This is a genomic window from Streptomyces sp. CNX435 (genome assembly GCF_059570575.1).
Map to the genome: position 1 here is coordinate 123,379 of NZ_JCANTA010000016.1, position 25,863 is coordinate 149,241.

Here is a 25,863-nt window from a genome sequence, read left to right on the forward strand (position 1 = left end):
GCGCGACGTCGGGCCGCGCGGGCGCGCCGACTCCAGCGTCCTGCTCGGGCTGCTCGACCCCGACGACGCACCGCGCGGAGCGCGACGTGGGGGCGTGCGCTCCGCGGCTCCGGTGGTGGTCAGGTGGGGGAGGTGGTGGTGTGGGTGAGGAAGGCGGACCAGGCTTCGGGGGTGAAGCAGAGGTGGGGGCCGTGGGGGTCCTTGGAGTCGCGGACGTGGACGGCGCCGGGGACGGGGGCGACCTCGACGCAGTCTCCGCCTTCGCTGTTGCTATGGGTGGATTTGCGCCAGGCGACGGCGACTTCGATGCAGTTGCCGCCTTCGTCGTCGCTGTAGCTGGACTTGAACCAGTCGAGCTTGTCCGTCATCGCTCCTCCAGGAGCTTCGTGATGAACCGTACGGAGTCCCGCGGGCTCAGGGCCTCGCGGATGATCGTGTCATGGCGACGCATCACGGTGCTGACCTTCTCAGGATCAGCGTAGAGGACTCCGGTCGTCTGGCCCTCTTCGTAGACGAGATGTTCGTGCTCGGGAGTCTCCACGATGACGAACGGGCCCCGGAATCCCGGGTGGAGGCCGCAATCGGAGGGCATCACCTGCAGGGTGACGTTGCGCTGCTCGGCGACCTTCAGGAGGTGGCGCAGCTGCCGCTTGTACGCTTCTTCGTCGCCGAAGCGGCAACGCAGCGCCGCCTCCTCGATGACGTAGCCGAACGAGCGACTTTGGATCGCCAGGAGCTTCTGTCGCTCCAGCCTTGCCGCGACCCGCTTCTCCAGCGTCTCCTCGTCCAGCAGCGGTTGGCGCGAGGCCAGCACCGCCCTGACGTACTCCTCCGTCTGCAACAGGCCCGGGATGTACCTCGGATCGTACGAGATCAGCGACACGGCCTCCGCCTCGTACGACATGAACTCCTGCGAGTACGACGCGAACTTCTCCGGCTGCAGATACGCCACCGCCGCCACCAACATCCCCTGCGCATCGCACATGTCATCCGCCACCTGCAACAACCGCGGCGTCGGGCGTCGGCTGCCCTGCTCCATCTTCTTCACGTAATCGAGGCCGTACCCCGCCTCGTTCGCCAGCTCCTCGCGGCTCACCCCGGCCCGCGTCCGCCACCGCTTCGTCTGGTTGCCGCAGTACCGCCACTGCACCGGCGGCTGGGAGTCTTCGAGCGTCGTCACCGCATTCACCTCGCCTTTGAGGGGCACGGAGGTCTAGGAACCCCCCTTGTCCCTACTCACAGTAGCGAGTCCCAGCCACTCTGTGATGGGTGAACTCCAAACAACCCACCACCACCATCCCCCCGGACATCGTCTGGCGGCTCCCCGCCAGCCGCCGTAGCCCCGCCCGCGTCCGTGCCCTCCTCGCCGAGCAGGCGCGCGCGTGGAGCCTGCCGCCCGACACCACCGACACCGCCGTGCTCCTCGTCAGCGAGCTGCTGACCAACGCATGCCTGCATGCCCGCGCTCCGCGCGACCGGCACATCGCCGCCCGCTGCGTGCTCGGCGACCAAGGGCTGCGCGTGGAGGTTTCCGACGCCGGAGACAGCGAGCTGCCCACCCCGCGGAATGCCGGGCCCGACGACGAGTCGGGGCGGGGGCTGGCGCTCGTTGCGGCGTTGGCGTCGCGGTGGGGGGCCTATCCGCGGCCGTACGGGATCGGCAAGACCGTCTGGTTCGAGCTGCACGACGCCGGTCCCGGGCAGCCGCCCGGGACGTAGGCGGGACCGCTCAGCCCTCCGCGGGCCGGGCGTCCTCGGGCGCGCCGTCCCCTGCCGCGCCCGCAGCCGCCTCTGCCTCCGCCGGTTCGGTCTCCTCCGCCAGCTTCACCACCGCGACCGCCGCGACGACCACCCCCGCGACCGTGACCAACTTCTCTAATACGTTGCCGAATCCGAAAAGCACGTCACTCTCCCCCTCACCATCGAGCAATGGTCCGCCAGCCTAGCCCGCGGCCAGCTCCGCCAGCACCCCGTCCGTGAACGGCGGCCACACCCGCGCCGCCCAGTCGCCGAACTTCTTGTCCGTCAGCGCCACGCATGCCGCCCCCCGCCCCGCCGGCGTCGCCGCCTCCGGGTCCACCCACAGGAACGTGCCCGACTGGCCGAAGTGCCCGAAGGTGCGCGGGGAGGAAGAGGCCCCCGTCCAGTGCGGCGACTTGCCGTCGCGGATCTCCAGGCCCAGGCCCCAGTCGTTCGGGTTCATGTGCCCGTATCCCGGCAGTACGCCCTTCAGCCCGGCCCACTGCACCGACGTCGCCTCCGCGTGCGTCTCCGCCGCCACCAGCCGCGGCGACAGCAGCTCCGCCGCGAACCGCGCCAGGTCCGCCGCCGTCGACATCCCCGCGTACGCCGGGGAGCCGTCCAGCGTCGTCGCGCCCATCCCCAGCGGCGCGAAGACCGCGTCCCGTACGTACTCGGACAGCGGTATGTCGGTGGCCTTCGTGAGATGGTCGCCGAGGACCTCGAAGCCCGCGTTCGAGTACAGCCTGCGGGTGCCGGGCGGGGCCATCACGCGGTGCTCGTCGAAGCCGAGGCCGGAGGTGTGGGCCAGCAGGTGGCGTACGGTCGAGCCCGCGGGCCCGGCCGGCTCGTCCAGCTCGATCGCGCCCTCCTCGACGGCCACCAGTGCGGCGTACGCGACCAGCGGCTTGGTGACCGAGGCCAGGTGGAAGCGGTGGTCCGTCGGGCCGTGGGCCCCGGCGAGCGAGCCGTCGGTACGTACCACCGCTGCCGCCGCCGTGTCGACGGGCCAGGACTCGATCACATGCAGGCTGTCCATGCGCTGAGCCTAACCCGGGCTTATGTTGTTGCTTGGAGTGCACTCCAAGTCAGTAGCGTCGGACGCGTCGAGAATGGGGAGCCGGTAATGAGCCTGACCACAGCGGCCCGGGTACGCCCCGCGGGCCAAGATCATTACTCCATCAGCGAGGTCGCCTCGTACACCGGGCTGAGCGCGCACACCCTGCGCTGGTACGAGCGCATCGGGCTGCTCAACGACGTGCACCGCTCACACACCGGGCAGCGCCTCTACACCGACGACGACCTCGACTGGCTCGACCTCATCGGCAAGCTGCGGCTCACCGGGATGCCGGTGGCGGACATGGTCCGCTATGCCGAGCTGGTACGGGCCGGGGAGGAGACCTTCACCGCGCGGATCCAGCTCTTCCGCGAGCACCGCGAGGTGGTCCGGCAGCAGATCGCCGACCTGCAGACGACGCTCGCCGTCCTCGACTTCAAGATCGACTTCTACGAGGGAGCAGCCTCCCGATGCACTCCGTGAACACCCCCCTCGCCACCGTCCCCCTCGGCGCCGGCGGCCCTCAGGTCGGCGTCCAGGGCCTCGGCTGCATGGGCATGAGCTTCGCGTACGGGCCCACCGACGCCGACGCCGCCCGCGCCACCCTGGACCGCGCACTCGACCTCGGCGTCACCCTGTACGACACCGCCGACATGTACGGCGACGGCGAGAACGAGAAGTTCATCGCCCCCTTCATCCGGGCCAACCGCGACGCGGTCGTCCTCGCGTCCAAGTTCTCGATCTCCACCGACCCCGAGAACCCGCAGAAGCGCGTGATCCGCAACGACCGGCCGTATCTGCGCTCCTGCATCGAGGGCAGCCTGCGCCGGCTCGGCGTGGAGACCATCGACCTGTACTACATGCACCGCCGCGACCTGCGCGTGCCGATCGAGGACGCGGTCGGCTACATGGCCGAGCTGGTCCAGGAGGGCAAGGTGCGGCGGCTCGGGCTGAGCGAGGTGACCGGCGCGGAGCTGCGCGCCGCGCACGCCGTGCACCCGATCGCCGCGCTGCAGTCGGAGTGGTCGGTCTTCAGCCGCGACGTGGAACGGACGGCGGTGCCGGCGGCCGGGGAGCTGGGCGTCGCCTTCGTGCCGTACTCGCCGCTCGGCCGCGGCTTCCTCACCGGCTCCTTCGTCAACGCCGAGACCGACCTCACCGCCGACGACTTCCGCCGGACGATGCCCCGCTTCAGTGGCGGCAACGCCGAGAAGAACGCCGAACTGCTCGCGCCGCTGCGGCAGATCGCGGAGGCGCACGGCGCCACGCCGGCGCAGATCGCGCTCGCCTGGGTGCACGGGCAGGCGAAGCGGCGGGGGATGACGGTCGTGCCGATCCCGGGCACGCGGAAGCCCTCCCGGGTGGAGGAGAACACCGCGGCGGCGGCGATCGAGCTGACGGAGGCGGAGTGGGCGCTGTTGGAGCCGCTGGCCGGGCAGGTCGCGGGACCGCGGTACGCGGACGTCAGCTTCACGTCCGCGGCCCGGGAGTAGCCGGGCCGGGAGCGGCAGGGTGCGTCCGCGGTCCGCGAGTACCGGGGGCCAGAGCGGCAGGGCGGCGGCCCGGGTCGGACGCCGGCTTGCCGTCCAGCCCCATTGCCTTCCCGCCGCGGTACAGACACTGACCGGGCATGAACCAGGGCGGGGGTGCCCCGGCCTCTCACGTCTTCGTCGGCCGACGTCGAGCGAGTCGCAGCGGTCCTCCAGTCGCCCGCACCGCGCCTGCTCGCACCGCTCGGCGACGGGCCCTCGCGGTCGATGTACTGGCCCGGCTACCGGGCGGCACTCCGGCGGGGCCCACCCTGGGGGGATTGTGTCCGGGGCGGCCCGGCATCGGACCCGGCCCGCTGCTCGCCTTGCTGGCGAGAGTCGGTGGCTCGGCTGTCGAACGACGCGGGCAGCAATGCATTGACGCCCGCAGCCGGCGCGCCGGGGCGGGGGTGCGCGGGGGCAGGCTGCGTGTGCGTGGCACTGCCCTGCTGGGTGTACGGGACATCGCCATGGGCGTGCTGGACATTGCCATGCCGGCTGTACACATGGGCTTGGTCGAGCGTCAGCCCCTGCATCGCCTGCGGCAGTGGATCCTCCCCGGACTGCCGGGCCCCCAGATTCGCGGTGTGGTGATACCCGGACCGGTCGTGCGACCACTCGTTGTCGTACGTTCCCGTCTGGGATGTTTCCGGCGACTCGTCCTCCGCAAGGCACTCCCGCAGTTCTTGCTGCGCCGACGTCGCCACGGCGTAGTCATTGCGCTGCACCCCTGCGGCGAGCGCCTGGTGGTACACATCGTCAGAGGCCAAATTAAGATCAGGATGAGCCAGGAACGTCGGCACCGCCCAATCCGACGGGCCACGCCCCAGGCTTATCCCGGTCGACCGCCACACTTGCAGACCCGGTCCTCCGGGACCCAGTGCCACCAACGTCCCCTCCGGTGGTACCGCCGGCCAATACGGCGCCTCCAGCTTTACGCGATAAAGGGCATACAGCTCCAACGCCTCACCAGCCCCGGCCGTAGCCGAAATCCCACCCTCCGAGGTCTCCCACGCATTATTCGGTGGCATGGTGGCCTGTGTCCTCTCGCTCTTGTGGATCTCCTACCGCACCGCCACAACGTGTCGCACCACCGTCCGGTTCACCGCGGCCCGTACCCCACCCCACGAGCTGACGTTCCCGGCTTGTACGGGCTGGCGCGGAGAGTGGTCGGCCGGGCCGCCGCACCGTGGCATTCCACGGGATACCGGGCTGGATGGCGGGTAACGCTCCGCCACCTCTCGGAGCCGGCCCGGCCGGTGTGGCGAGCCCTGTCCGCGCCGACGGTCTCGACCGGGGCGACGTGTGCAGCGTTGGATGATTGCTCTTGACCGACGCTGGGTTCCGCGGCCCCGCGAGGTGGTGTAAGCGATCACGAGCTTCGCCCTCCGGTGTCTGGCTCGCGGTGACCTCTCCTTGGGTGCCGCACGCGAAACGGCCTTCGGGCTGGATCGCCGGGCGTTGCCACGAGTCGCGGCCGGATTTCTCCGCCTGGGTGGTGCCGGGTGCCGCGGACGGCCTGGTGGGGATTGCGTCGTGGGGTTGGGCGCGAATGTGGGCCTGGTTTGCCGGAATTGTTAGGGTATGTTGCTGCGAGTTTCGTAGGGGTTTCGTTCGTCCGAAGGCTCTGTCCTCACCGTCCCCCCGGCTGTGCGTTGGCGGGCAGAAGACGAGGAGCGGATCTTCCTCGGCTTCGAGGTCGTTGAGACCCGCTGGACCGGTTCGCCGCCGATCCGGCCGAGGCGGACCTGCTCCGGGGGACGCGTTGCTGCACAGCGATATCGACCCCAGTGCCTGCACCTCGGCGCCGACCGGATCTGGATGGTCGACTGGGCGCGGCCCCACCCGCGCGGCGGTGTTCATGGACCCGGCCATGCTCGCCGTGCAACTCGTGTCAGCCGGGCCCAGCGCCGAGTCGGCCGACTCCTGGGCCTCCCACCGCGCGGCTTGGCGAAGGCCGACCCGAAGGCCGTCGACACTTTCGCCACCGCCACTATGTGGTTGGACCGTGCGTTCGCGGCCGGCAAACCCGAGGGGTACTGGCTGCGGCATTGGAGGCGTGGGCCACGTATCGCGGGGTGTGCGTGGATTGAACTGTGTACGTGTCCAACTGTACGTAGTGAGGAGGGACGGTATCGGTCACTGTGTGTAAGCTTTCTGTGCAGGGAGTCCAAGGCGGGCCAGGTGAGTGGGAGGTGGCCGCTGACGCCGCGAGGCGCGCTGTGTGCTGCGCGGACCGCGGATGGCCGCGGACCGTGTGCACGGGACACGCGCTCGCCCCCGTCACTCCCAGGGAGCCGCCGGCCGCGGGACGGCCTCGCCTGCCGACCCCAGCGCGGCCCCGCCCGCCGGGTGCACTCCCGCCGGGGACGCTTCCGCTCCCGCCTGCCGCAGGGCCGTGACCTCCGCCCGTAGCGACGCCACCTCCCGCGTCAGCTCCCGCAGCGCCGCCGTCTGCTGCTCCTCGTGCTCGCTCTCCCGCTCCACCTGCGAGATGAACCACGCGGCGATGTTCGCCGTGACCAGGCCCAGCAGCGCGATCCCCGAGATCATCAGCCCGATCGCGAGCAACCGTCCCAGGCCCGTCGTCGGGGCGAGGTCCCCGTACCCGACCGTGGTCATCGTCGTGAACGCCCACCAGACGGCGTCGCCGAGGGTGTGGATGTTCGCGCCGGGTTTTCCCCGCTCCACCTCCAGCACCGCGAGCGCGCCGAACAGCCACAGCACCAGGACCGAGCCCGCCACGTACGTCGTCAGCCGGACCTGGGCGGCGGCCGTCGCGAGCCGGCCGGTGAGGAGGAGCGCCGAGACCAGCTGGAGCAGCCGCAGTGGCCGGATGAGCGGCAGCAGCACCGCGCAGAGGTCGAGCAGGTGCGTGCGCACGAACCGCCAGCGGTCGTCGGCCAGCCGCAGCCGTACGGCGTAGTCCGCGGCGAAGACGGCCCACACCGCCCACGTCGCTGTTCGGCACGCCCGGTGCAGGGCGTCCGGCAGCCCGGGGTCCAGGACCGGCACGGCGTACGCGGCGGCGAAGAGCAGCGCGAGCCCGAGCAGCGGACGCCGCGTCCGGCGCTCCCACCGCGCCAGCCGCGACTGCGTCGCGGGGGCGGTGGCCCTTGATGGTTCAGGCGGCGCGGGCGGCGCGGCCACGGCGGCGGGCCCGGCGTCCGTGTGCTCGGGGATGCTGTCCGGCGTCATGGGCATGGCCCGATGCTACGGAGGCCCGCGGCCGGCCGCGCGGAGGGCGCGGCTCAAGTCTGCCCGGCCCTGCGGCCGGCGGCGCGGCTCAGGCGTGCCCGGCCCCGCCACCGCGCCGGAGACCCGCCGCCCCCGCCACCCCGCACCTCCGGCGGGAGGCGCCAGGCGGCGGAGGTGCGGGGTGGTGGTCGCGGCCTGCGGCATGGCGGAGCCGCTTCGCCCCGCCGTCCCCGCCGAGTCTCGCCGTCCCGTCGAAGTGCTGCGTCCCGCTGCCCCGGCGGTGGCGCCGCTCCGCGCTGGGTCCCGCCGCACCGCCCCGCCGCCCCTCAGCGGGAGGCGTCAGGCGTCAGGCGTCGCCGCCCGCCGCGCCCGGGTCGGCCGCGGCGACGTCCAGCAACTGATAACGGTCGATGGCCTGCTTCAGCACCGAGCGATCCACCTTGCCCTCCTTCGCCAGCTCCGTCAGCACCCCCACCACGATCGACTGCGCGTCGATGTGGAAGAAGCGCCGCGCGCCGCCGCGGGTGTCGGCGAAGCCGAAGCCGTCCGCGCCCAGCGACTGGTACGTGCCCGGCACCCACCGCGCGATCTGGTCGGGTACGGACCGCATCCAGTCCGACACGGCCACGAACGGCCCTTCGGAGCCGGAGAGCTTCTGCGTCACCCACGGCACCCGCTGCTCCTCCTCCGGGTGCAGCAGGTTGTGCCGCTCGGTCTCGACGGCCTCGCGGCGCAGCTCGTTCCAGGAGGTGGCGGACCAGACGTCGGCGCGTACGTCCCACTCCTCGGCCAGGATCCGCTGGGCTTCCAGCGCCCACGGCACGGCCACACCGGAGGCCATGACCTGCGCCGGGATCTGGCCGGCGGTCGCGGGCGACAGCTTGTGGATGCCCCTGACGATGCCCTCGGCGTCGACGTTCTCCGGCTCGGCCGGGTGGACGATCGGCTCGTTGTAGACCGTCAGGTAGTAGAAGACGTCCTCGCCGTGCGGGTGCTCCGGCGACGAGCCGTACATCCGCCGCAGGCCGTCCTGCACGATGTGGGCGATCTCGAAGCCGAACGCCGGGTCGTACGCCACGGCCGCCGGGTTCGCCGAGGCCAGCAGCTGGGAGTGGCCGTCGGCGTGCTGCAGGCCCTCGCCGGTCAGCGTGGTGCGGCCGGCGGTGGCGCCGATGACGAAGCCGCGGCCGAGCTGGTCGGCCATGGCCCAGAACTGGTCGCCGGTGCGCTGGAAGCCGAACATCGAGTAGAAGACGTAGACCGGGATCAGCGGCTCGCCGTGGGTGGCGTAGGCCGTGCCGGCGGCGGTCAGCGCGGCCGTACAGCCGGCCTCGGTGATGCCGTCGTGCAGCAGCTGGCCGGTGGGCGACTCCTTGTAGGCGAGGAGCAGCTCGCGGTCCACGGACTCGTACGTCTGGCCCAGCGGGTTGTAGATCTTGGCGCTCGGGAAGAAGGAGTCCATGCCGAACGTGCGGTACTCGTCGGGCGCGATCGGCACGAAGCGCTTGCCGATCTCCTTGTCCCGCATGAGGTCCTTCAGCAGCCGGACGAACGCCATCGTGGTGGCGATCTCCTGGGTGCCGGAGCCCTTCTTCACCGCCGCGTAGGTCTTGTCCTCCGGCAGCTTCAGCGGCTCGGCGCGCACCACCCGCGTGGGTACGTACCCGCCGAGCCCCTGGCGCTTGTCGTGCATGTACTGGATCTCTTCCGACTCCCGGCCCGGGTGGTAGTACGGCGGGAGGCCGTCTTCCAGGTCCTTGTCCGGGATGGGGAGGTGCAGCCGGTCGCGGAATCGTTTGAGGTCCTCGACCGTGAGCTTCTTCATCTGGTGCGTGGCGTTGCGGCCCTCGAAGTTCGGGCCGAGCGTCCAGCCCTTGATCGTCTGGGCGAGGATGACCGTCGGCTGGCCGGTGTGCTCCACGGCGGCCTTGAACGCGGCGTAGACCTTGCGGTGGTCGTGGCCGCCGCGGCCGAGGTGGAGCAGCTGGTCGTCGGTCATGTCCTCGACCATCTTGCGCAGCCGGAGGTCGTCGCCGAAGAAGTGCTCGCGGATGTACGCGCCGGACTCGGTGGCGTACGTCTGGAACTGGCCGTCCGGTGTCGTGTTCAGCTTGTTGACCAGCGCGCCGTCCCGGTCCTGGGCCAGCAGCGGGTCCCAGGAGCGGTCCCAGACGAGCTTGATCACGTTCCAGCCGGCGCCGCGGAAGTACGACTCCAGCTCCTGGATGATCTTGCCGTTGCCGCGCACCGGGCCGTCGAGCCGCTGCAGGTTGCAGTTCACGACGAAGGTGAGGTTGTCCAGCCCCTCACGGGCGGGCAGGGACAGCTGGCCCAGCGACTCCGGCTCGTCCATCTCGCCGTCGCCGAGGAACGCCCACACGTGCGAGTTCGAGGTGTCGGCGATGCCGCGGGCCTGCATGTACCGGTTGATCCGGGCCTGGTGGATGGCGCCCAGCGGGCCGAGGCCCATGGAGACCGTCGGGAACTCCCAGAAGTCCGGCATGTTCCGCGGGTGCGGGTAGCTCGACAGGCCGTGCGGCGCCTTGGAGTGCTCCTGCCGGAAGCCGTCGAGCTGCGCCTCGCTCAGCCGGTCGAGCAGGAAGGCGCGGGCGTAGATGCCGGGCGAGGCGTGGCCCTGGAAGAAGACCTGATCACCGCCGTCGCCGCGGTCCTTGCCGCGGAAGAAGTGGTTGAAGCCCACGTCGTAGAGCGACGCGGACGAGGCGAAGGTGGCGATGTGCCCGCCGACGCCGATGCCGGGCCGCTGGGCGCGGGAGACCATCACGGCCGCGTTCCAGCGGGTCGCGTTCAGAATCTTCCGCTCGATCTCCTCGTTGCCGGGGAAGAACGGCTCGTCCCTGGTCGCGATGGTGTTGACGTAGTCCGTGCTGCGCATCTCGGGCACGGCCACCCGCTTCTCGCGGGCCCGTTCGATGAGGCGGAGCATGAGATAGCGGGCCCGTTCCCGGCCGCGCTCGTCGACGGCCGCGTCGAGCGAGTCGAGCCACTCCTGGGTCTCCTCGGGATCGAAGTCCGGGACCTGGCTGGGAAGGCCGCCAATGATGATCGGGTTGCGATCGGATCCGGAAGCCACGCTGTTCCTTCGCTGTACGTATCGGTAATCGGACTGCTCGCTGATGAGACGTCGCGCTGATTCCCATCGTCTACCGCGGTTGCGGCCACGTCATCTCTACTGTGCGGTAACCCTGCATTCGTTCAACGGGGACGGCCTCTGAGAGGCCGTACGGACTGATCGCCAGCGTACCGGCAGGCGAACCGGGCGACTGCGCCCCCTGGTCCAGGGGTGCCCTCCATAGGGCGGGATCGGCCGCCGGGTACTTGCGCGATTCGCCCGGCACGTGTGGACTACGCCCATCGCCTCGCGTGCGCGCGGGTGTGATGCTGATTTCGGACGACATCGGAAGACACAAGCACACGAGCAGGAGGCAATCCGTGAGCGCGACCGCGGACCACGCGGAGGAGCGGACCAACCCCGCCACCAGGCTGGGTTTCCAGGCCGGAGAGGTGGTCCAGGAGATCGGTTACGACGACGACACCGATCAGGAGCTTCGCGAGGCCATCGAATCGATCACCGGGCAGAACCTCGTCGACGAGGACTACGACGACGTCGCGGACGCCGTCGTGCTCTGGTTCCGCGAGGAGGACGGCGATCTGACGGATGCGCTGGTGGACGCCACCACCATGATCGACGAAGGCGCCCCGGTCTGGCTCATGACGCCCAAGACCGGCCGTGACGGCTACGTCGAGCCCAGCGACATCGGCGAGGCGGCGCAGACCGCCGGTCTGGCCCAGACCAAGAGCATCAACGCGGGCAAGGACTGGAGCGGCAGCCGGCTGGTAACCCCGAAGGGGGCCCGCACGACCAAGCGCTGACATGGCGCCGGGGTCCCGGCCGACGCGACGGGATCCCGGCAGCGGACCGCCCGTGCCCCACCCCTAGGCTCGTGACCAGGACTGGTTCGCACGACCGGAGGTCACGCACATGGCACTGGACGGGATCGAGGGGCTGGCGCCCGGCGCCGAGGCCCCGGACTTCGCGCTGCGCAACGAGCACGGCGAGACCGTGCGGCTCTCGGACTACCGCGGCGAGAAGGCGGTCGTCCTGCTCTTCTTCCCGTTCGCCTTCACCGGCGTCTGCACGGGCGAGCTGTGCGCGCTGCGCGACCGGCTGCCCGACTTCGTCAACGACGAGGTCCAGCTGCTCGCCGTCTCCTGCGACCCGCCGTTCGCCCTGCGCGTCTTCGCCGACCGGGAGGGCTTCGGCTACCCGCTGCTCAGCGACTTCTGGCCACACGGCACCACCGCGCGGGCCTACGGCGTCTTCGACGAGGAGAAGGGCTGCGCGGTCCGCGGCACGTTCGTCATCGACAGCGGCGGCACGGTGCGCTGGACCGTCGTCAACGACCTGTCGGACGCCCGCGACCTCGACGAGTACGTGACGGCGCTGAAGGCCCTCGCGCCCGCCTGACGGGCCCCGGGCGGGCGCCGGGCGGGTGGACCGCGTGGCCGGAATCCTGCACTACCCGGCAGCGGCGCGGCCCTCGACGCTTCCGCACCCTGGAAGTGTGGGGGCTTGACACCGCCGTGAAGATGGGGGAACGGCGTACGTGCCGGGTCCGGGGGACCGTGCGGGTACGGTGACGGGAGCCGTGCCGTGCCCGCGCCGCGGAGACGGACCGACACACGATGAGAATGGACGACTGCCAGTGGTGCTGAAAACCTTCGGCTGGTCTTTCGCGGTGACCGCCGCGGGCCTCGCCTGTGCCGCGATCTTCTGGGGGTGGGAGGCGTTCGTCCTGGTGGCGATGCTCTCCATCCTGGAGATCTCGCTCTCCTTCGACAACGCGGTCGTCAACGCCGGCGTGCTGAAGAAGATGAACGCCTTCTGGCAGAAGATCTTCCTCACCGTCGGCATCCTCATCGCCGTCTTCGGCATGCGCCTGGTCTTCCCCGTGGCGATCGTCGCGATCACCGCCAAGGTCGGGCCGATCGAAGCGATCGAACTGGCCCTGGACGACCCCGACCACTACGAGCAGCTCGTCACCGACGCGCACCCCTCGATCGCCGCGTTCGGCGGGATGTTCCTGCTGATGATCTTCCTGGAGTTCCTCTTCGCCGAGCGGGAGCACAAGTGGATCCCGTTCCTTGAGAAGCCGCTCTCCAAGGTCGGCCGGATCGACGCGATCTCCGTGTGCATCGCCCTGATCGTGCTGCTGACCACCGCGATGACGATCGCCACCAGCGCGATCCAGCATGGCGGAGGCCATGCGGACAAATCAGGGACGGTCATGTCCGCCGGCATCGCCGGCCTCATCACCTACCTCGTCGTCGGGGGCCTGTCCGGTCACTTCGAGAACAAGCTCGAAGAGGAGGAGGAACGGGAACACGAGGCGGAGGAGGCGGCCAAGCGCTCCGGCCAGCAGCCGTCCGCCGTGGGGCTCGCGGGCAGGGCCGCGTTCTTCATGTTCCTCTACCTGGAGGTGCTGGACGCCTCGTTCTCCTTCGACGGCGTCATCGGCGCCTTCGCCATCACCAACCACATCTTCTGGATGGCGCTGGGCCTCGGCATCGGCGCGATGTACGTCCGGTCGCTGACGGTCTACCTGGTCCGGCAGGGCACCCTCGACGAATACGTGTACCTGGAGCACGGCGCGCACTACGCGATCGGCGCCCTGGCCACCATCCTGCTCGTCACCATCAAGTGGCACATCCACGAGGTCATCACCGGTAGCATCGGCGTCGCCCTCATCGCCCTCTCCTTCTACTCCTCCGTCCGCCGCAACCGGCGCATCGCCGCGGAGGGCGGAGACGGGGACGGGGACGATGAAGAGGCCGAAAAGGAGCTTCCCTCCCGCGTGTAGGTTCCGCGCGGGATCCGATGCGGAAGGATTCCCCTCGGGGGCCGGTCGTCCCGACCGGGCCCGAGGGGTTTCCCACGTCCAGCTGGGGGTGCGAGGTGTCGTTCTGGGGCAACTGGCGGCGGGAGGGGGTGCCGCAGTTCGACAACAGCGCGGGCGCGTCGTACTCGGTGCAGCTGACCAGGCGCAAGCCGCTGCTCTCCCTGAGCAGGCAGGGATCCGACACCGGCAACCTGCGCATCAACCTGTCCTGGCGGATGCGCACCTCCGACCTCGGCGGCCGCACCCGCAGGGGCGGCGGGACGCTGCTGCACCCCGCCAAGCTCTTCCGGCCCGAGGTGGTGCAGGCCCAGGGGCCGGCGGTCGTCAACGTCGACCTCGACCTGGCGTGCATGTACGAGCTGGCCGACGGCACCAAGGGCGTGGTGCAGCCGCTCGGCAAGTTCTTCGGCGACATCAACGACGCGCCGTACATCAAGCTCAGCGGCGACGACCGCTTCGGCTCGGGCTCCGGCGAGACGGTCTACATCAACCTCGACCACAAGGACGCCTTCCGGCGGCTGCTGGTCTTCGTCTACATCTACGACGGCACGCCCGCGTTCGACCGCACCGAGGCCGTCGTCACGCTCTACCCCTCCAGCGGGCCGCGGGTGGAGATCGCGCTGGACGAGCGGGCGCCGGAGGCGCGGTCCTGCGCGGTAATGCTGATCGAGAACAAGAAGGGCGAGCTGACGGTGCGCCGCGAGGTGCGGTACGTGTACGGGTTCCAGTCGGAGCTGGACCGGCTGTACGGCTGGGGGCTGGTGTGGGGCCGGGGGTTCAAGACGAAGACTTGAGGCCGCCCGGGGCCCGGGCGCCGGTCAGCGGCCGATGAACTGGGGGCCTTGCGGCGGGAGGGAGAACGCCGGGGGGTAGCCGTACGCGATGGGGGGCGCGGGCTGCCCGCTGCTCGGGGCGCTCTGGACGTTCTGCCCGCCGGGGGCGCCGCGTCCGCTCGGGGCGCTCTGGCTGCTCTGGACCTGCTGTCCGCCGGGTGCCGGTTGCCCGCCGGAGGCCGGGTCGGTCGAGGGCTCGGGCGTCGGGTGGTGCCCGGTGTCCGTCTCGTCCACCGAGATGCCGAACTCGCCGGCCACGCCGACCAGCCCCGTGGCGTACCCCTTCGAGACCGCCCGGAACTGCCAGCCGCCGCCGGCCCGGCGCAGCTCGCCGCAGATCAGCGCCGCCGACGCGCCGCCGTCCGGCTGCATGTCCACGTACGCGAACGGCTCCCCGACCGCCGCGTCGCCCCCGCCGGCCGGCGCCGCGTCGTGCAGCTCCACCCGCAGGTTCCGTACCCGCGCGAACGTCCCGCCGTCCGCCGCGGCCACCAGCACCATCCGGTCCACCGACGGGTCCTGACGGGTCAGCTGCGCCTCGACGGAGTCCGTCAGCCCCTCGCCCTGCCGCTTCTTCGGCAGCTTGCGGGCGAGCCCGGAGGGGTGCCGGGGCTGGTTGTAGAAGACGAAGTCGGCGTCGGAGCGCACCCGTCCCTTGTCGTCGAGGAGGATGACGCAGGCGTCGACGTCCGGCACCCCGGCCCCCGGAGTCCAGCGCAGCACCGCCCGTACCGCAGCGACAGATACGGACATGTCGGATCCCTGCGCCATGGCGTGCGTCATGCAAGCTATCCTGCCCTCTCGCCCGCGGCGGCCACAATGCGGGGCGATCGGGGAACGGTGAAGGGCCCCCGGACGTCCCTTTTACCGAATCATCGACGATTCCCGACCCTCCTTTACCCACACCTGCCACACACCTGCCACACACCTGCCCACGCCGGCCCCGCCCCGGCCGTGACAACCCCACGGAGCACCGTATGCGCCACTTCGGGCACGTCTCGCCGGACGTGCGTGCCGCGCTGTTCCACCGCGAGCCGTCCGAGTTCACCGCCGGCGCCCCGCCCGCCGAACTGGCCACGGCCCTCGGCGCGACCCTCTACAGCCCCGCCACCCGCCCGCACCTGGCCCGCGACATCCGCGCGCAGGCGGCGCGCGGGGTGGTCTCGATGGTGCTGTGCCTGGAGGACTCCATAGCGGACGACGAGGTGCCGGAGGCGGAGGTCAACATCGTCCGGCAGCTCCGCGAGCTGCATCGGCAGGACACCGGCGGTGTCCTGCCGATGCTGTTCGTGCGCACCCGCGAGGCCGGGCAGATACCCGACCTCGTCGCCCGCCTCGGCCCGGCGGCCCGGCTGCTGTCCGGGTTCGTGCTGCCGAAGTTCACGGCGATGCACGGGACGGCCTTCCTGGAGGCGGTCATCAAGGCGGAGCAGCTGGCCGGGCCGGCCGGCCGGCGGCTGTACGCGATGCCGGTGGTGGAGTCGCCGGAGGTGCTGCACCTGGAGTCACGGCAGACGGCGCTGCGGGGGATCGCGCGGGTGCTGGACCAGTACCGCGAGCGGGTGCTGGCGGTACGTCTCGGGGTCACCGACCTCTGCGCGGCGTACGGGCTGCGGCGCTCGCCGGACATGACGGCGTACGACGTGCAGCTGGTGGCGGCGGCGATCGGGGACGTGGTCAACGTCTTCGGGCGGGCGGACGGCAGCGGCTTCACGGTCACGGGGCCGGTGTGGGAGTACTTCCGTCAGCAGGAACGATTGTTCAAGCCTCAGCTGCGCAGCAGCCCGTTCGCCGCGGGGCGGGCGGAGGAGCTGCGGGCGGCGCTCATCGAGCACGACATGGACGGCCTGCTGCGGGAGATCTCGCTCGACCGCGCCAACGGGCTGCAGGGCAAGACGTGCATCCACCCGAGCCATGTGGCGCCGGTGCACGCGCTGTCGGTGGTGAGCCACGAGGAGTACGTGGACGCGACGGACATCCTGCGCAAGGACGGTGCGGGGGGCGGCGTGATGCGGTCGGCGTACACGAACAAGATGAACGAGGCGAAGCCGCACCGGGCGTGGGCGGAGCGGACGCTGCAGCGGGCGCGGGTGTTCGGGGTGGCGCGGGAGGACATGACGTTCGTGGAGTTGCTGGCGGCGGCAGCGGGCCGGGGAGAAGGCTGATGGGCGCCGGCGAGACGCCCTGGTCCGGGGAGTGGGTGGAGAGCCGGCTCGGGGTGGAGCTGTCGGGGCCGGCGGAGCTGCGGGAGCTGGTGGGCCTGGCGCTGCGCCGCAACCCGCGCCGCGCGCACCTGCTGGTCTCCACGGTGCTGGGCAAGCACATCCCGCAGCGCCCGTCCCGCATCCACGGCGCGGGGCTGCGGCTGGGCGGGCTGGCCCGCGATCTGCTGGGCCACCGGGCCGCGGCGCGGGCGGTGGTCCTCGGCTACGCCGAGACGGCGACGGGCCTGGGCCACTGCGTCGCGGACGGCCTCGGGGCGGCGGCGTACCTGCACTCCACGCGCCGGCCGGTGGCGGGGGTGCGGCGGGCGGCGGGCTTCGAGGAGGAGCACAGCCACGCGACGGAGCACCTGCTGCTGCCCTCGGACCCGGAGCTGCTGACGGGGGACGGTCCGCTGGTGCTGGTGGACGACGAGCTGTCGACGGGCCGCACGCTGCGCAACACGATCGCGGCGCTGCACGGGGCCCGTCCGCGGGCGCGGTACGTGGTCGCGGCGCTGACGGACATGCGGTCGGGGGACGACCGCAGGGCGCTGGAGAAGGCGGCGGCGGAGCTGGGCACGCGGGTGGATGTGGTGTCGCTGACGTCGGGGCGGGTGCGGCTGCCGGCGGACGTGCTGAGGCGGGGCGCGGAGCTGGTGGCGGAGTACGAACCGCCTGCGGCGGGCGCGGCGGGGGTGGCTTCGCCGGGCGAGCAGGACGGGGCCGGTGGGGCGGGATCTGCCGGGGATGCCTCGCGGGGTACGCCGGAGGCCGGCGCCTCGGCGCGGGCGGCTGGTTCGGCCTCCGCCTCCGGTGGTGCCGGCCGCGCCGGTGCCTCAGAGGTCTCGGGGGCGGAGCCCCTGAGTTCCGGGAAGGGGCGGGGTCGGGGAACAACACCCTCCACCCTGCGCCGCGTTGCGCTTCGGTGGCCTGCCGGGCTGCCCGACGGGGGGCGGCACGGGTTCACCGCCGGGCACCGGGAGCGGCTCGACGCCGCCCTGCCCGGCATGGCCGCCCGTGTCGCCGACTCCCTCGACCTCTCCGTCGGCACCGCGCAGCGGCCCCGCGTACTCGTTCTCGGTACCGAAGAGCTGATGTACGCACCCCTCCGCCTCGCCACCGCCCTCGAAGACCTCCTCCCCGGCGCCGACATCCGCTTCTCCTCCACCACCCGCTCGCCCGTGCTCCCCGTCGACCACCCCGGCTACGCCATCCGCAGCCGCCTCACCTTCCCGGCACACGACACCTCCGACGGCACCCGCTACGCGTACAACGTGACCGCCGCCGCCTACGACGCCGTCGTCGCCGTCACCGACTCCGTCGCCGACACCCCCGCCCTGCACGCCCCCGGCGGGCTGCTCGACGCACTCGCCCCGCACACCCCCCAGGTGCTCCTCGCCGTGATCCCCTCGTACGTACCCGCCCCGGCGACCCTCGCCGAGCCGCTCCGCGGGCCGGACTTCTCCTCCTACGCCCCCGACGACGTCGGCTGGCTCCTCCAGGACCTCTCGACGGTCGCCCTCGAAGCCCCCACCGAGGAGCGCGAGGAGGCCATCCAGCGCGGCGGCGCCCACTACGCCGAGTCGCTGCCCGTCGAATACCAGCCGAGCCCCGACTACGTACGCCTCTTCCACAGCGCACTCGACGCCACCGCCGAGCGCATCGCCCACGCCGTCGCCACGGTCACCGAGACCGTGCTCGCCGAGCGGTCGCCCACCCCCGTCCTCGTCTCGCTCGCCCGCGCCGGCACCCCCGTCGGCATCCTGATGCGCCGCTGGGCCCGGCGCGCCCACGGCCTCGACGTCCGCCACTACGCCGTCTCCATCGTCCGCGGCCGCGGCATCGACACCACCGCACTGCGCTGGCTCGCCGCGCACCACGACCCCGCCGGCGTCGTCTTCGTCGACGGCTGGACCGGCAAGGGCGCCATCGCCCGCGAACTGGCCGCCGCGCTGCGCGACTTCCCCGGCTTCGACCCCCGGCTCGCCGTCCTCGCCGACCCGGGCCGCTGCGTGGACACGTACGGCACCCGCGAGGACTTCCTCGTCCCCTCCGCCTGCCTCAACTCCACGGTCTCGGGCCTCATATCCCGTACCGTGCTCCGCGCCGACCTCGTCGGCCCCGCCGACTACCACGGCGCGAAGTTCTACCGCGAGCTGGCCGGCGACGACCTCTCCGGCCACTTCCTCGACGCCGTCACCGCCCGCTTCCCCGACCCCGCCGGCGTCCGCCCGATGCCGGCCGCGGCGGAGCGCGAGCCGACGTGGGCGGGGTGGGCCGCGGTGGAGCGGATCAGCGCGGCGTACGGGATCGGGGACGTGAACCTCGTCAAGCCCGGCGTCGGCGAGACGACGCGCGTGCTGCTGCGCCGGGTGCCGTGGCGCGTGCTGGCCCGCCGCGGCGCGGGCGCGGACCTGGACCACGTACGGCTGCTCGCCGGCCAGCGGGGGGTGCCGGTGGAGGAGACGGACGACCTGCCGTACACGTGCGTGGGGTTGATCCACCCGCGGTACACGCGCGGCGCGACGGGCGCGGACGGCACGTCGGCGACGACGGCACCGGACCTCTCCACCGCCACCGCCGATATGACCACCCCCGACACCGCCGACGCTCCCGACACCCCCGGAAAGCCCGCCCGATGACGATCATCGCCAGCGACCTCGACCGCACCCTCATCTACTCCCCGGCCGCCCTCGCCCTCGGCATGCCGGACGCCGCGGCGCCCCGGCTGCTGTGCGTGGAGGTGTACGAGGGCAAGCCGCTGTCCTTCATGACCGAGACCGCCGCCGGGCTGCTCGCCGGCCTGGCCGGCCGGGCGCGCTTCGTACCGGTGACGACCCGCACCCGCGAGCAGTACGCCCGCGTCCGCCTGCCCGGCCCGCCGCCGCGGTACGCGATCTGCGCCAACGGCGGCCACCTGCTGGTCGACGGCGAGGCCGACGCCGGCTGGCGGGCCCGGGTGGGGCGGGAGCTGGCGACCGGCAGCGCGCCGCTGGCGGAGGTCCGCGCGCACCTGGAGCGCGCGGCGGACCCGGCGTGGCTGCGGAAGCTCCGTACGGCCGAGGACCTGTTCGCGTACCTGGTGGTGGACCGGGCGGCGGTGCCGGAGGAGTGGCTGAAGGAGCTGGGGGAGTGGGCGGCAGGGCGGGGGTGGTCCGTGTCGGCGCAGGGGCGCAAGGTCTACGCCGTGCCGCGCCCGCTGACGAAGAGCGCGGCGGTGGCGGAGGTCGTACGGCGGGTCGGCGGGACGAACCCCGTCCTCGCCGCCGGTGACTCCCTCCTCGACACCGACCTCCTCCTCGCCGCCGACCGCGGCTGGCGGCCCGGCCACGGCGAACTGGCCGCGCGGGGCTGGACGGCGCCGCACGTCACCGCGCTCGCCGAGGAGGGCGTGGCCGCCGGTGAGCAGATACTTCGCCAGATGGCAGGATGCCTTTCATGACCACCTCCTCTCCCGCGGGCCGGGACAAGCGCCCCGAGCAGACACCGGAGCTGTACCAGTACGTGCTGGACCACAACCCGCCGCTGGACGCCGTGCAGCGCGACCTGGTCGAGCTGACGCACGCACGCTTCCCCGACTCGGCGAACATGCAGTCCGCGCAGGAGCAGGGCCCGCTGCTGGCCTTCCTGGTGCGGCTGGTCGGCGCCCGGCACGTCGTGGAGGTGGGCACCTTCACCGGCTTCTCGTCGCTGTCGATGGCCCGGGCGCTGCCGCCGGACGGAACGCTGGTGGCGCTGGACGTCTCCGAGGAGTGGACGGCGTACGCACGCGAGGCGTGGGAGAAGGGCGGCGTCGCGGACCGGGTGGAGCTGCGCCTCGGCCCGGCCCGGGAGTCGCTGCGGGCCATGCCCGCGGAGCCGCACATCGACCTGGCGTACCTGGACGCAGACAAGGAGGGCTACATCGCGTACTGGGAGGAACTGGTGCCGCGCATGCGGCCGGGCGGGCTGATCGTCGTCGACAACGTCCTGTACGGCGGCCGGGTCGTCGACCCGGGCGCGGTGGGCGGGGCCGCGGCGATCCGGGCGTTCAACGACCACGTGGTCGGGGACGCCCGGATGGACTCGGTGCTGCTGACGGTCGCGGACGGGCTCACCGTGGCGCGGCGCCGGTAGCCTCCCGGTCGTCCGCCGCCGGCACGTTGCGGGTGCGCCAGTACGGGTTGTCGTGCGGCAGCCGGCTGCTGATGCGCCCGTACATGCCGAACGTGGCCAGGACCAGGCCCACGATGAAGCTGAACAGCACGTTCTCCATCTTGAAGGCGAGGAAGTTCCCACTCGTCTCCAGCAGGGCCAGGTTGACGAAGCCGCTGAGGACGAAGAGGCCGCCGAGAACCATGTTGAGCGTGGAGGCGAAGTTGCCTCCGCGGACCATGCCGTAGAACAGCAGCAGCCCGACGGCGATGGACAGGGTGCTCAGCGCGCCGTTGGTGTTCAGGCCGAGGGTCTTGTCGCCTCCGGTGTCGAAGAACCAGACGCGGTTGAAGAGGCCGAGGGCGCCGAACACCAGCAGGAAGAGACCGACGAGGCCGGCGCCCGCGCGGTAGACGTTGCTGAGGTGGTGGTCGACGGGCAGATGCTCGTCGATCCTGGTGTGCTGGTGGGCGGGCCGCCCGACATGCACGCGCTCCCTGAGGGCTTCGCGGCTGCCGACCACCTCGCCCTTGGGCGGTTCGGCCAGGGGATGCGGTAGGGACTCCATGACGTGCGGTTCTGTCATGGCGCGACCTCCTTACGGCGGTGCCGTAATCCAGGGTCCCCCCAGCCGGCATACCGGGGCAAGTCGTCCGGCCGGGTCCCGTACGCTACAGCGCCCCGCGGCTACGCACAGCACCCGCCGCCGCAGCACCCGCCCCCACCGCCGCCCCCGCCCCCGCCGGCCTGCGGCGCGGGCGCACCGGCGGCGGAGCCGCCGACGGCCACGGTGGAGAGCAGCTTGACGGTGTCGTCGTGGCCCCGCGGGCAGTCCGCAGGGGCGGAGGACTCGGCCATGGGCCGGCTGACCTCGAAGGTCGTCCCGCAGGACCGGCAGCGGTACTCGTATCGCGGCATGGCGCACAGCATATCGCCGCCGCCGGGGACGGCGGCTGGGCGTGACGGCGGCTCGGGCGTGACGGCGGGCTGGGCGTGACGGCGGCTCGGGTGTGATGTCGGGCCGGGTGTGATGTCGGGCCGGGCGTGCGGGAGCGGCACCGCCCGTGCCGCTCCGCTCACCGCCCGGTGCCGCTCCCGCGGTCGGCCCGTATCGCCTGAACCACCTCGGCGACCTTCTCGCGGACCGCCTCCAGCTCCTCCAGGAAGCTCCAGTAGTCCGGGTGCCGCCCCGTGAGCCCCGCGACCGCCTGGTCCACGCGCTCGACGGCGGCGTCCAGCGGCCCCGCGTGCCGGGGGTCGGGGCGGTCGCGGCCGGCCATCGCGAGCCGCTGCGCGTCGCGGATGGCGAAGCGGGTGCGGTCCACCTCCGAGGTGCGGTCCTTCTCCACCTCGTCGAGGCGGCGGAGCCGGTCGCGGGCGGCGTCCACGGCCTCGTCGGTCTGGTTCAGCAGCGCCCGTACGCTCGTCAGCAGCGCCGTCGCGTCGGGCCAGCGCTGCTCGCGGCGGGCCAGGCCGGCGTCGGCGATCTTCTCCTCCGCCTCGACGACGGCCTGCGCGGCGCGGTTCGGCACCTCCTGCAGATCGCGCCAGCAGGCCAGCGCGAAGCGCCGGCGCAGCTCGCTGAGCACGGGCTTGACACCCTCGGCGCGGGTGGCGAGGGCCTGCGCGCGGGTGCGCAGGCTGACGAGGCGCCGGTCGATCTCCTCGGCCCGCCGCGGCAGCTGCTCCGCCTCGCTGCGCAGCGCCTCGGCGCCGCGCTGGACGTCGACGGCGCGGCGGATGGTCTCCTGCACGCCGTGCCGCCCGGCGCCCTCGTTGAGCTTGGTCAGCTCCGGTCCGAGCCGGGCGAGCCGGGCGGCGAGGTCGTCGGCCTGGAAGCCCTTGCCCCGCACCTCGTCCAGCGCTGTCGTCGCCGCCAGCAGCGCCTGCCGGGCCCGCTCCACGGCGGGCGCGAGGCGGGCGAGCTGGTTCTCGGCCTGGTCGAGGAGGGGGCCGAGGCCGTGGGCGAAGTGGTTGAGGTCGGAGCGGACCTTTTCGAGGCCGTTGGTGGCCTGCTGCAGCTCGTGGCGGGCCCGGGCGGCGGTGCCGTGGTCGAGGTCGTCGCGGTCGAGGTCGTAGGAGTCGACGGCGGTGATGTACTTGTGGCTGACCTCGTCGATCCGCTGCCCCAGGGCGGCGAAGTCGGACGTCGCCTTGCGGGCGGCGGGCGAGTCGTCGACGGCGGCGATCGTCTCCACGGAGATGCGCAGGTCGCGCTGCGCGGTGTCCAGCTCGTAGAACGCGCTCGCGGCGGCGTCCTTGGCCGCCTGCGCCTCGGCCCGCGCCCCGTCACCCCGGTCTCCCCAGCCCCACCGCCGGGTGCCGCCTGCGCCTCCGCCGAATGCCACGAGACCCCTTTCCGTGCCCTGCGCTCCCCTGGAGGTTCATTCTCCCATCAGGGCTGAACGAACACACGGCCCACGACGATCCCCGCGGCCCCCGCATGTCGATCGCCATCCGCGGGGCACGGTACGCTGTCCCCGCGTCCGGGCGCGTAGCTCAGCGGTAGAGCGCTGCCCTTACAAGGCAGATGTCGGCGGTTCGACCCCGTCCGCGCCCACCCGGCTGACCAGCCATGGAGCCCCGCAACCGACACAGGTGCGGGGCTCTTTCCACATCAAGCGGGAGCGAAACGGGAGCTGGCAGGCCCGGCGGGCAGTGGGGCGATCACCCAAGACGGTGGGTGCTGTTCTGTGCCGCCCGGGCGCCCGTGCTTGACCTGCCGGAGCGGTCCCTGTCGGAGGCGGATGCTTGACTGCCAGGTATGGATCCCCAGACATCCCTGGCTGAGCTGCGCGACTTTTGCGCGGAGCGCCTGCGCGCGGACCTCGCCGAGCGAGTTGCGGGCCTGGTCCGGCCGGGTTTCACACTCGTGCCCGCCGCGCCGGGCGAGGCCGCCGGTCACAGCCGCTTCGGCGGCAACGCCATGCTGGAGCCCGGTGTGCCCTGGCCGAGGTGTGAGGGCCTCCCGCTGAGTCTGCTCGCCATCCTCGACACCGACGCGCTGCCCCCTTGGCTTGACGACCTCCTCCCGCCCGGTACCGGCCTGCTCAACTTCTTCCACCTCGACATCGAATCGGATCAGGCCGACCCTGCCGCCTGGGACGTGACGCGTCGCGCCGGCCATTGCGCCCCGGAGTTGGGGCAGGTCGTCGCGGCCCGTTCCGGCTTCGCCGTTGAGACCGAGCCACCCACCTCAGCCAGCGTCTTCGCGCCCGTTGCCTGGGCGGCCGAGCCCGGCTTCGCTTTTCCCGACCAATTCGACAGCGCATGGGATGCCATCGACCCCGAATTCGGGCCCGACTACGACGACGTGGAGACGTTCAAGTACGAGATGTTGACCGAGTTTTGGGTCCCGGGCAGCCTGCTCAGTGAGGACATGGCCTTCGGCCGGCCGTTTTACCCCACGGGAGGCGGACCCGTGCTGCCCGACGGTGAGGACTTGGAGGGCCACCATCACCTGCTCCAGCTCTCCGACAAGCACGAGTGGCACATCGACGGCGACGACGGCTGGATGCACTGGTCGATTCCCACCCACGCACTGCGCGTCGGCGACTTCACTCAGGCGATACCGACCCCGGACATCTGGTGAACCGTTCGGCGTCGATCTGCAAGCCACGCCCGCCCGTCAGCCCGCGGCCTGCGCGATGAGGAGTTCACCGTCCGGCTGACACTGTTCGTCGGCTTCCAGATGTCAGTCTTCGCCGGGTTCGGCCTCGTCCATGTGCGCGTCGGCGAGAGCTTCGCTGATCATGCGGGTGGCGAAGTCACGGTCGTCGGTGATGCGGTTGATGTGCTCCGCGAGCAGGAAGGCGGTGGCCTCCAGGGGGTTCATCTCGTCCCCGGTCCAGGGTCCGTACTGTTTGCGCCACAGGCTGGGGCTCAGGCCGGTGCCCGCGGCGATGACCAGGCCGGCCATGGTGGGGATGGTCTCGGGGCGGACGCTCCGGGGCATCTGGCGCATCGTGGCCACGAAGGTGGGCACCACGTACTCGATGACGTCCTTGTCGTGGTCCTCGTGGGCCAACCGCAGCCACCTCATGAACATGTAGATCAGCGTGCAGGTGCCGTCCAGCACGTCATCGGCGCCCTTGGCGTCCAGGGAGGCGATGAACTGGTCGGTCAGCGCCTGTTGCTCGGCGTCCGTCGCAGTGGTGCCGTCGTAGATGCTCTTCAGCCGAGAGTCGATCATCATGAGTGCGGCGCCCACATCTCCGGCGGGAGCGTGCTTGGGGTCGCAGGGCGATGACACAGGACTCCTCCTCGGGTGACGCTGTGGTAGCGCTGTGTGCCCGTACCGTAGACCGCGCATGAGGGTGGGGTCTGACGAATCCCTGTGTGTCCCTCGGATGAGGCGCCGGGTGCTGCGGTACGCGGTCCCGGTCACGGGGCGTTGAGGGCGTGGCGGGCGCGGGCGATGGCCCGGTGCGCCTCCGCGCCGTACACCGCGGACTCGCGGAGCGTCTTCCATGTCCGCAGGTATGTATCGACGCTGGCGGAATCGTCGATCCACAGCTCCGCGTGCCAGTTCTCCACGATCACCTCCCGGTCGTCGTACAGCCAGAAGGCCGTCGCGGTAGGGATCTTCAGGGACGCGGAAAGCGGGATGATGCCCAGCTCGACGGTATCGAGGCCCACCGTGCCGGCCAGGCGGTCGAGCTGGGCGGCCAGGACCGCGGGCGGGCACACCAGAGCGTGGAGGGCGGGCTCCCACAGCAGGAGGTGAAAGGTCTTCGAGGAGTCGTAGAGGGCCTCTTGCCGCTTCATGCGGGAGCGAACGGCTTCTTCGGCGTCGCGCGGGGAGCGCTGGAGTTCCGCGTACCTGGTGAAGATGGACCGGGCGTAGTCCGGCGTCTGGAGGATCCCGAAGATCATGGAGGATTCCCAGCCTCGGAACACCGTGGCGGCTGTGTGGGCGTTGAGGTGTGTGCCCTGTACGGCCTTGTGCCCCGCGGCAAGAAGACGCCTCCACGATCGGATGTGGGACTCGAAGCCCCGCAACCGGGCCAGGAGTTCGTCGTACGCCTCGGGCTGACCGGTTGCCTCCGCCCATCGGCGCAGATCGTCGGCGGTGGGCGTCTGCCGGCCGTTCTCCAGCCTGCTCACCTTGGACTTGTTCCATCCGTGCCGGTCAGCAAGCTGCGTGCCGGTGAGCCGGCCCCCAGGGGTCGACAGCCTCAGCTCCCGAAGCCTCGCCCCGAGCGCTTCGCGGGCCTTCTGGTAGTCCGTGCTCACCGGCTTGTTGCT

General features: G+C 71.8%; 25 protein-coding genes and 1 tRNA gene. 13 read left to right on the forward strand and 13 right to left on the reverse strand.

Annotation, left to right across the window (positions count from 1 at the left end; all coding sequences use genetic code 11):
• Nucleotides 1-119 precede the first annotated feature (119 nt).
• Nucleotides 120-368 (reverse strand): DUF397 domain-containing protein, encoded by a 249-nt coding sequence (locus T328_RS24490; protein ID WP_496498309.1) that lies wholly within the window; start codon nt 366-368, stop codon nt 120-122.
• Nucleotides 365-1,180, reverse strand: a complete 816-nt coding sequence (locus T328_RS24495; protein WP_496498310.1) for a helix-turn-helix domain-containing protein — start codon at nt 1,178-1,180, stop codon at nt 365-367. The genes T328_RS24490 and T328_RS24495 overlap by 4 nt, the downstream gene beginning before the upstream one ends.
• A gap of 89 nt (nt 1,181-1,269) precedes the next feature.
• On the opposite strand from T328_RS24495, the gene T328_RS24500 reads away from it, so the two are divergent.
• Nucleotides 1,270-1,719, forward strand: coding sequence for an ATP-binding protein (locus tag T328_RS24500; RefSeq protein WP_496498311.1), 450 nt, complete (start codon nt 1,270-1,272; stop codon nt 1,717-1,719).
• Between the two features lie 10 nt (nt 1,720-1,729).
• Here the strand turns inward: T328_RS24500 and T328_RS24505 are convergent, their stop codons facing one another.
• Entirely contained in the window at nt 1,730-1,870 is a 141-nt protein-coding gene (locus T328_RS24505) for a hypothetical protein (protein WP_496498312.1), read from the reverse strand.
• Between the two features lie 72 nt (nt 1,871-1,942).
• Nucleotides 1,943-2,779 (reverse strand): serine hydrolase domain-containing protein, encoded by an 837-nt coding sequence (locus tag T328_RS24510; protein ID WP_496498313.1) that lies wholly within the window; start codon nt 2,777-2,779, stop codon nt 1,943-1,945.
• 87 nt (nt 2,780-2,866) lie between these two features.
• On the opposite strand from T328_RS24510, the gene T328_RS24515 reads away from it, so the two are divergent.
• Nucleotides 2,867-3,280 (forward strand): MerR family transcriptional regulator, encoded by a 414-nt coding sequence (locus T328_RS24515; protein ID WP_496498314.1) that lies wholly within the window; start codon nt 2,867-2,869, stop codon nt 3,278-3,280.
• Entirely contained in the window at nt 3,268-4,290 is a 1,023-nt protein-coding gene (locus T328_RS24520) for an aldo/keto reductase (protein ID WP_496498315.1), read from the forward strand. The genes T328_RS24515 and T328_RS24520 overlap by 13 nt, the downstream gene beginning before the upstream one ends.
• Before the next feature lie 278 nt (nt 4,291-4,568).
• Here the strand turns inward: T328_RS24520 and T328_RS24525 are convergent, their stop codons facing one another.
• The 3 genes from T328_RS24525 to aceE all read right to left on the reverse strand — a co-directional run bounded on the left by T328_RS24525 (nt 4,569) and on the right by aceE (nt 10,618).
• Nucleotides 4,569-5,129: a hypothetical protein gene (locus tag T328_RS24525; protein ID WP_496498316.1), complete on the reverse strand. Its 561-nt coding sequence runs from the start codon at nt 5,127-5,129 to the stop codon at nt 4,569-4,571.
• Nucleotides 5,130-6,609: 1,480 nt separating this feature from the next.
• Nucleotides 6,610-7,524: a potassium channel family protein gene (locus tag T328_RS24530; protein ID WP_496498367.1), complete on the reverse strand. Its 915-nt coding sequence runs from the start codon at nt 7,522-7,524 to the stop codon at nt 6,610-6,612.
• A gap of 346 nt (nt 7,525-7,870) precedes the next feature.
• Nucleotides 7,871-10,618, reverse strand: a complete 2,748-nt coding sequence (aceE, locus tag T328_RS24535; RefSeq protein WP_496498317.1) for a pyruvate dehydrogenase (acetyl-transferring), homodimeric type — start codon at nt 10,616-10,618, stop codon at nt 7,871-7,873.
• Nucleotides 10,619-10,977: 359 nt separating this feature from the next.
• Here aceE and T328_RS24540 point away from each other — a divergent pair, with 359 nt between their 5' ends.
• The 4 genes from T328_RS24540 (at nt 10,978) to T328_RS24555 (ending at nt 14,239) form a co-directional block, all read left to right on the forward strand.
• A complete protein-coding gene (locus T328_RS24540) occupies nt 10,978-11,418 on the forward strand; it encodes a DUF3052 domain-containing protein (protein WP_496498318.1) in 441 nt (146 codons plus the stop codon).
• Between the two features lie 109 nt (nt 11,419-11,527).
• Nucleotides 11,528-12,013, forward strand: a complete 486-nt coding sequence (locus T328_RS24545; RefSeq protein ID WP_496498319.1) for a peroxiredoxin — start codon at nt 11,528-11,530, stop codon at nt 12,011-12,013.
• A 238-nt stretch (nt 12,014-12,251) separates the two neighbouring features.
• Nucleotides 12,252-13,406, forward strand: coding sequence for a DUF475 domain-containing protein (locus tag T328_RS24550; protein ID WP_496498320.1), 1,155 nt, complete (start codon nt 12,252-12,254; stop codon nt 13,404-13,406).
• A 95-nt stretch (nt 13,407-13,501) separates the two neighbouring features.
• Entirely contained in the window at nt 13,502-14,239 is a 738-nt protein-coding gene (locus tag T328_RS24555; RefSeq protein WP_496498321.1) for a Tellurium resistance, read from the forward strand.
• A gap of 24 nt (nt 14,240-14,263) precedes the next feature.
• Here the strand turns inward: T328_RS24555 and T328_RS24560 are convergent, their stop codons facing one another.
• Nucleotides 14,264-15,061 (reverse strand): TerD family protein, encoded by a 798-nt coding sequence (locus tag T328_RS24560; RefSeq protein ID WP_496498322.1) that lies wholly within the window; start codon nt 15,059-15,061, stop codon nt 14,264-14,266.
• 194 nt (nt 15,062-15,255) lie between these two features.
• On the opposite strand from T328_RS24560, the gene T328_RS24565 reads away from it, so the two are divergent.
• Genes T328_RS24565 through T328_RS24580 form a run of 4 tightly spaced genes read left to right on the forward strand, consistent with a single transcriptional unit; the run spans nt 15,256 to nt 20,598 of the window.
• Nucleotides 15,256-16,443 carry an HpcH/HpaI aldolase/citrate lyase family protein gene (locus T328_RS24565; protein ID WP_496498323.1) on the forward strand — a complete coding sequence of 396 codons (1,188 nt, stop codon included), beginning with the start codon at nt 15,256-15,258 and terminating at the stop codon, nt 16,441-16,443.
• Nucleotides 16,443-19,124 carry a phosphoribosyltransferase gene (locus T328_RS24570; protein WP_496498324.1) on the forward strand — a complete coding sequence of 894 codons (2,682 nt, stop codon included), beginning with the start codon at nt 16,443-16,445 and terminating at the stop codon, nt 19,122-19,124. The genes T328_RS24565 and T328_RS24570 overlap by 1 nt, the downstream gene beginning before the upstream one ends.
• On the forward strand, nt 19,121-19,924 hold the full coding sequence (locus T328_RS24575) for an HAD family hydrolase (protein WP_496498325.1): 804 nt from the start codon (nt 19,121-19,123) through the stop codon (nt 19,922-19,924). Before T328_RS24570 ends, T328_RS24575 begins: the two co-directional genes overlap by 4 nt.
• Nucleotides 19,921-20,598: an O-methyltransferase gene (locus T328_RS24580; RefSeq protein ID WP_496498326.1), complete on the forward strand. Its 678-nt coding sequence runs from the start codon at nt 19,921-19,923 to the stop codon at nt 20,596-20,598. The genes T328_RS24575 and T328_RS24580 overlap by 4 nt, the downstream gene beginning before the upstream one ends.
• Here the strand turns inward: T328_RS24580 and T328_RS24585 are convergent.
• The 3 genes from T328_RS24585 to T328_RS24595 all read right to left on the reverse strand — a co-directional run bounded on the left by T328_RS24585 (nt 20,576) and on the right by T328_RS24595 (nt 22,964).
• Nucleotides 20,576-21,202 carry a DUF4383 domain-containing protein gene (locus T328_RS24585; RefSeq protein ID WP_496498327.1) on the reverse strand — a complete coding sequence of 209 codons (627 nt, stop codon included), beginning with the start codon at nt 21,200-21,202 and terminating at the stop codon, nt 20,576-20,578. The two genes, T328_RS24580 and T328_RS24585, sit on opposite strands and share 23 nt — an antisense overlap.
• Nucleotides 21,203-21,303: 101 nt before the next feature.
• Nucleotides 21,304-21,534 (reverse strand): FmdB family zinc ribbon protein, encoded by a 231-nt coding sequence (locus T328_RS24590; RefSeq protein ID WP_496498328.1) that lies wholly within the window; start codon nt 21,532-21,534, stop codon nt 21,304-21,306.
• 158 nt (nt 21,535-21,692) lie between these two features.
• On the reverse strand, nt 21,693-22,964 hold the full coding sequence (locus T328_RS24595) for a hypothetical protein (protein WP_496498329.1): 1,272 nt from the start codon (nt 22,962-22,964) through the stop codon (nt 21,693-21,695).
• A 140-nt stretch (nt 22,965-23,104) separates the two neighbouring features.
• Between T328_RS24595 and T328_RS24600 the strand changes: the two genes are divergently transcribed.
• Nucleotides 23,105-23,176, forward strand: a tRNA-Val gene (locus T328_RS24600).
• A gap of 204 nt (nt 23,177-23,380) precedes the next feature.
• Nucleotides 23,381-24,208 (forward strand): DUF1963 domain-containing protein, encoded by an 828-nt coding sequence (locus tag T328_RS24605; protein WP_496498330.1) that lies wholly within the window; start codon nt 23,381-23,383, stop codon nt 24,206-24,208.
• A gap of 102 nt (nt 24,209-24,310) precedes the next feature.
• Here T328_RS24605 and T328_RS24610 read toward each other — a convergent pair whose 3' ends face one another.
• On the reverse strand, nt 24,311-24,868 hold the full coding sequence (locus tag T328_RS24610; RefSeq protein ID WP_496498331.1) for a hypothetical protein: 558 nt from the start codon (nt 24,866-24,868) through the stop codon (nt 24,311-24,313).
• A gap of 131 nt (nt 24,869-24,999) precedes the next feature.
• Entirely contained in the window at nt 25,000-25,851 is an 852-nt protein-coding gene (locus T328_RS24615) for a helix-turn-helix domain-containing protein (protein ID WP_496498332.1), read from the reverse strand.
• Between the last annotated feature and the right edge of the window lie 12 nt (nt 25,852-25,863).

Bases quoted from the DNA above. Each gene is read 5' to 3' on its own strand.
- T328_RS24490 (WP_496498309.1), bottom strand. From the start codon at position 368: ATGACGGACAAGCTCGACTGGTTCAAGTCCAGCTACAGCGACGACGAA.
- T328_RS24530 (WP_496498367.1), bottom strand. From the start codon at position 7,524: ATGACGCCGGACAGCATCCCCGAGCACACGGACGCCGGGCCCGCCGCC.
- T328_RS24580 (WP_496498326.1), top strand. From the start codon at position 19,921: ATGACCACCTCCTCTCCCGCGGGCCGGGACAAGCGCCCCGAGCAGACA.
- T328_RS24565 (WP_496498323.1), top strand. From the start codon at position 15,256: ATGCGCCACTTCGGGCACGTCTCGCCGGACGTGCGTGCCGCGCTGTTC.
- T328_RS24510 (WP_496498313.1), bottom strand. From the start codon at position 2,779: ATGGACAGCCTGCATGTGATCGAGTCCTGGCCCGTCGACACGGCGGCG.
- T328_RS24545 (WP_496498319.1), top strand. From the start codon at position 11,528: ATGGCACTGGACGGGATCGAGGGGCTGGCGCCCGGCGCCGAGGCCCCG.
- T328_RS24560 (WP_496498322.1), bottom strand. From the start codon at position 15,061: ATGACGCACGCCATGGCGCAGGGATCCGACATGTCCGTATCTGTCGCT.
- T328_RS24575 (WP_496498325.1), top strand. From the start codon at position 19,121: ATGACGATCATCGCCAGCGACCTCGACCGCACCCTCATCTACTCCCCG.
- T328_RS24515 (WP_496498314.1), top strand. From the start codon at position 2,867: ATGAGCCTGACCACAGCGGCCCGGGTACGCCCCGCGGGCCAAGATCAT.
- T328_RS24585 (WP_496498327.1), bottom strand. From the start codon at position 21,202: ATGACAGAACCGCACGTCATGGAGTCCCTACCGCATCCCCTGGCCGAA.
- T328_RS24590 (WP_496498328.1), bottom strand. From the start codon at position 21,534: ATGCCGCGATACGAGTACCGCTGCCGGTCCTGCGGGACGACCTTCGAG.
- T328_RS24605 (WP_496498330.1), top strand. From the start codon at position 23,381: ATGGATCCCCAGACATCCCTGGCTGAGCTGCGCGACTTTTGCGCGGAG.
- T328_RS24570 (WP_496498324.1), top strand. From the start codon at position 16,443: ATGGGCGCCGGCGAGACGCCCTGGTCCGGGGAGTGGGTGGAGAGCCGG.
- T328_RS24520 (WP_496498315.1), top strand. From the start codon at position 3,268: ATGCACTCCGTGAACACCCCCCTCGCCACCGTCCCCCTCGGCGCCGGC.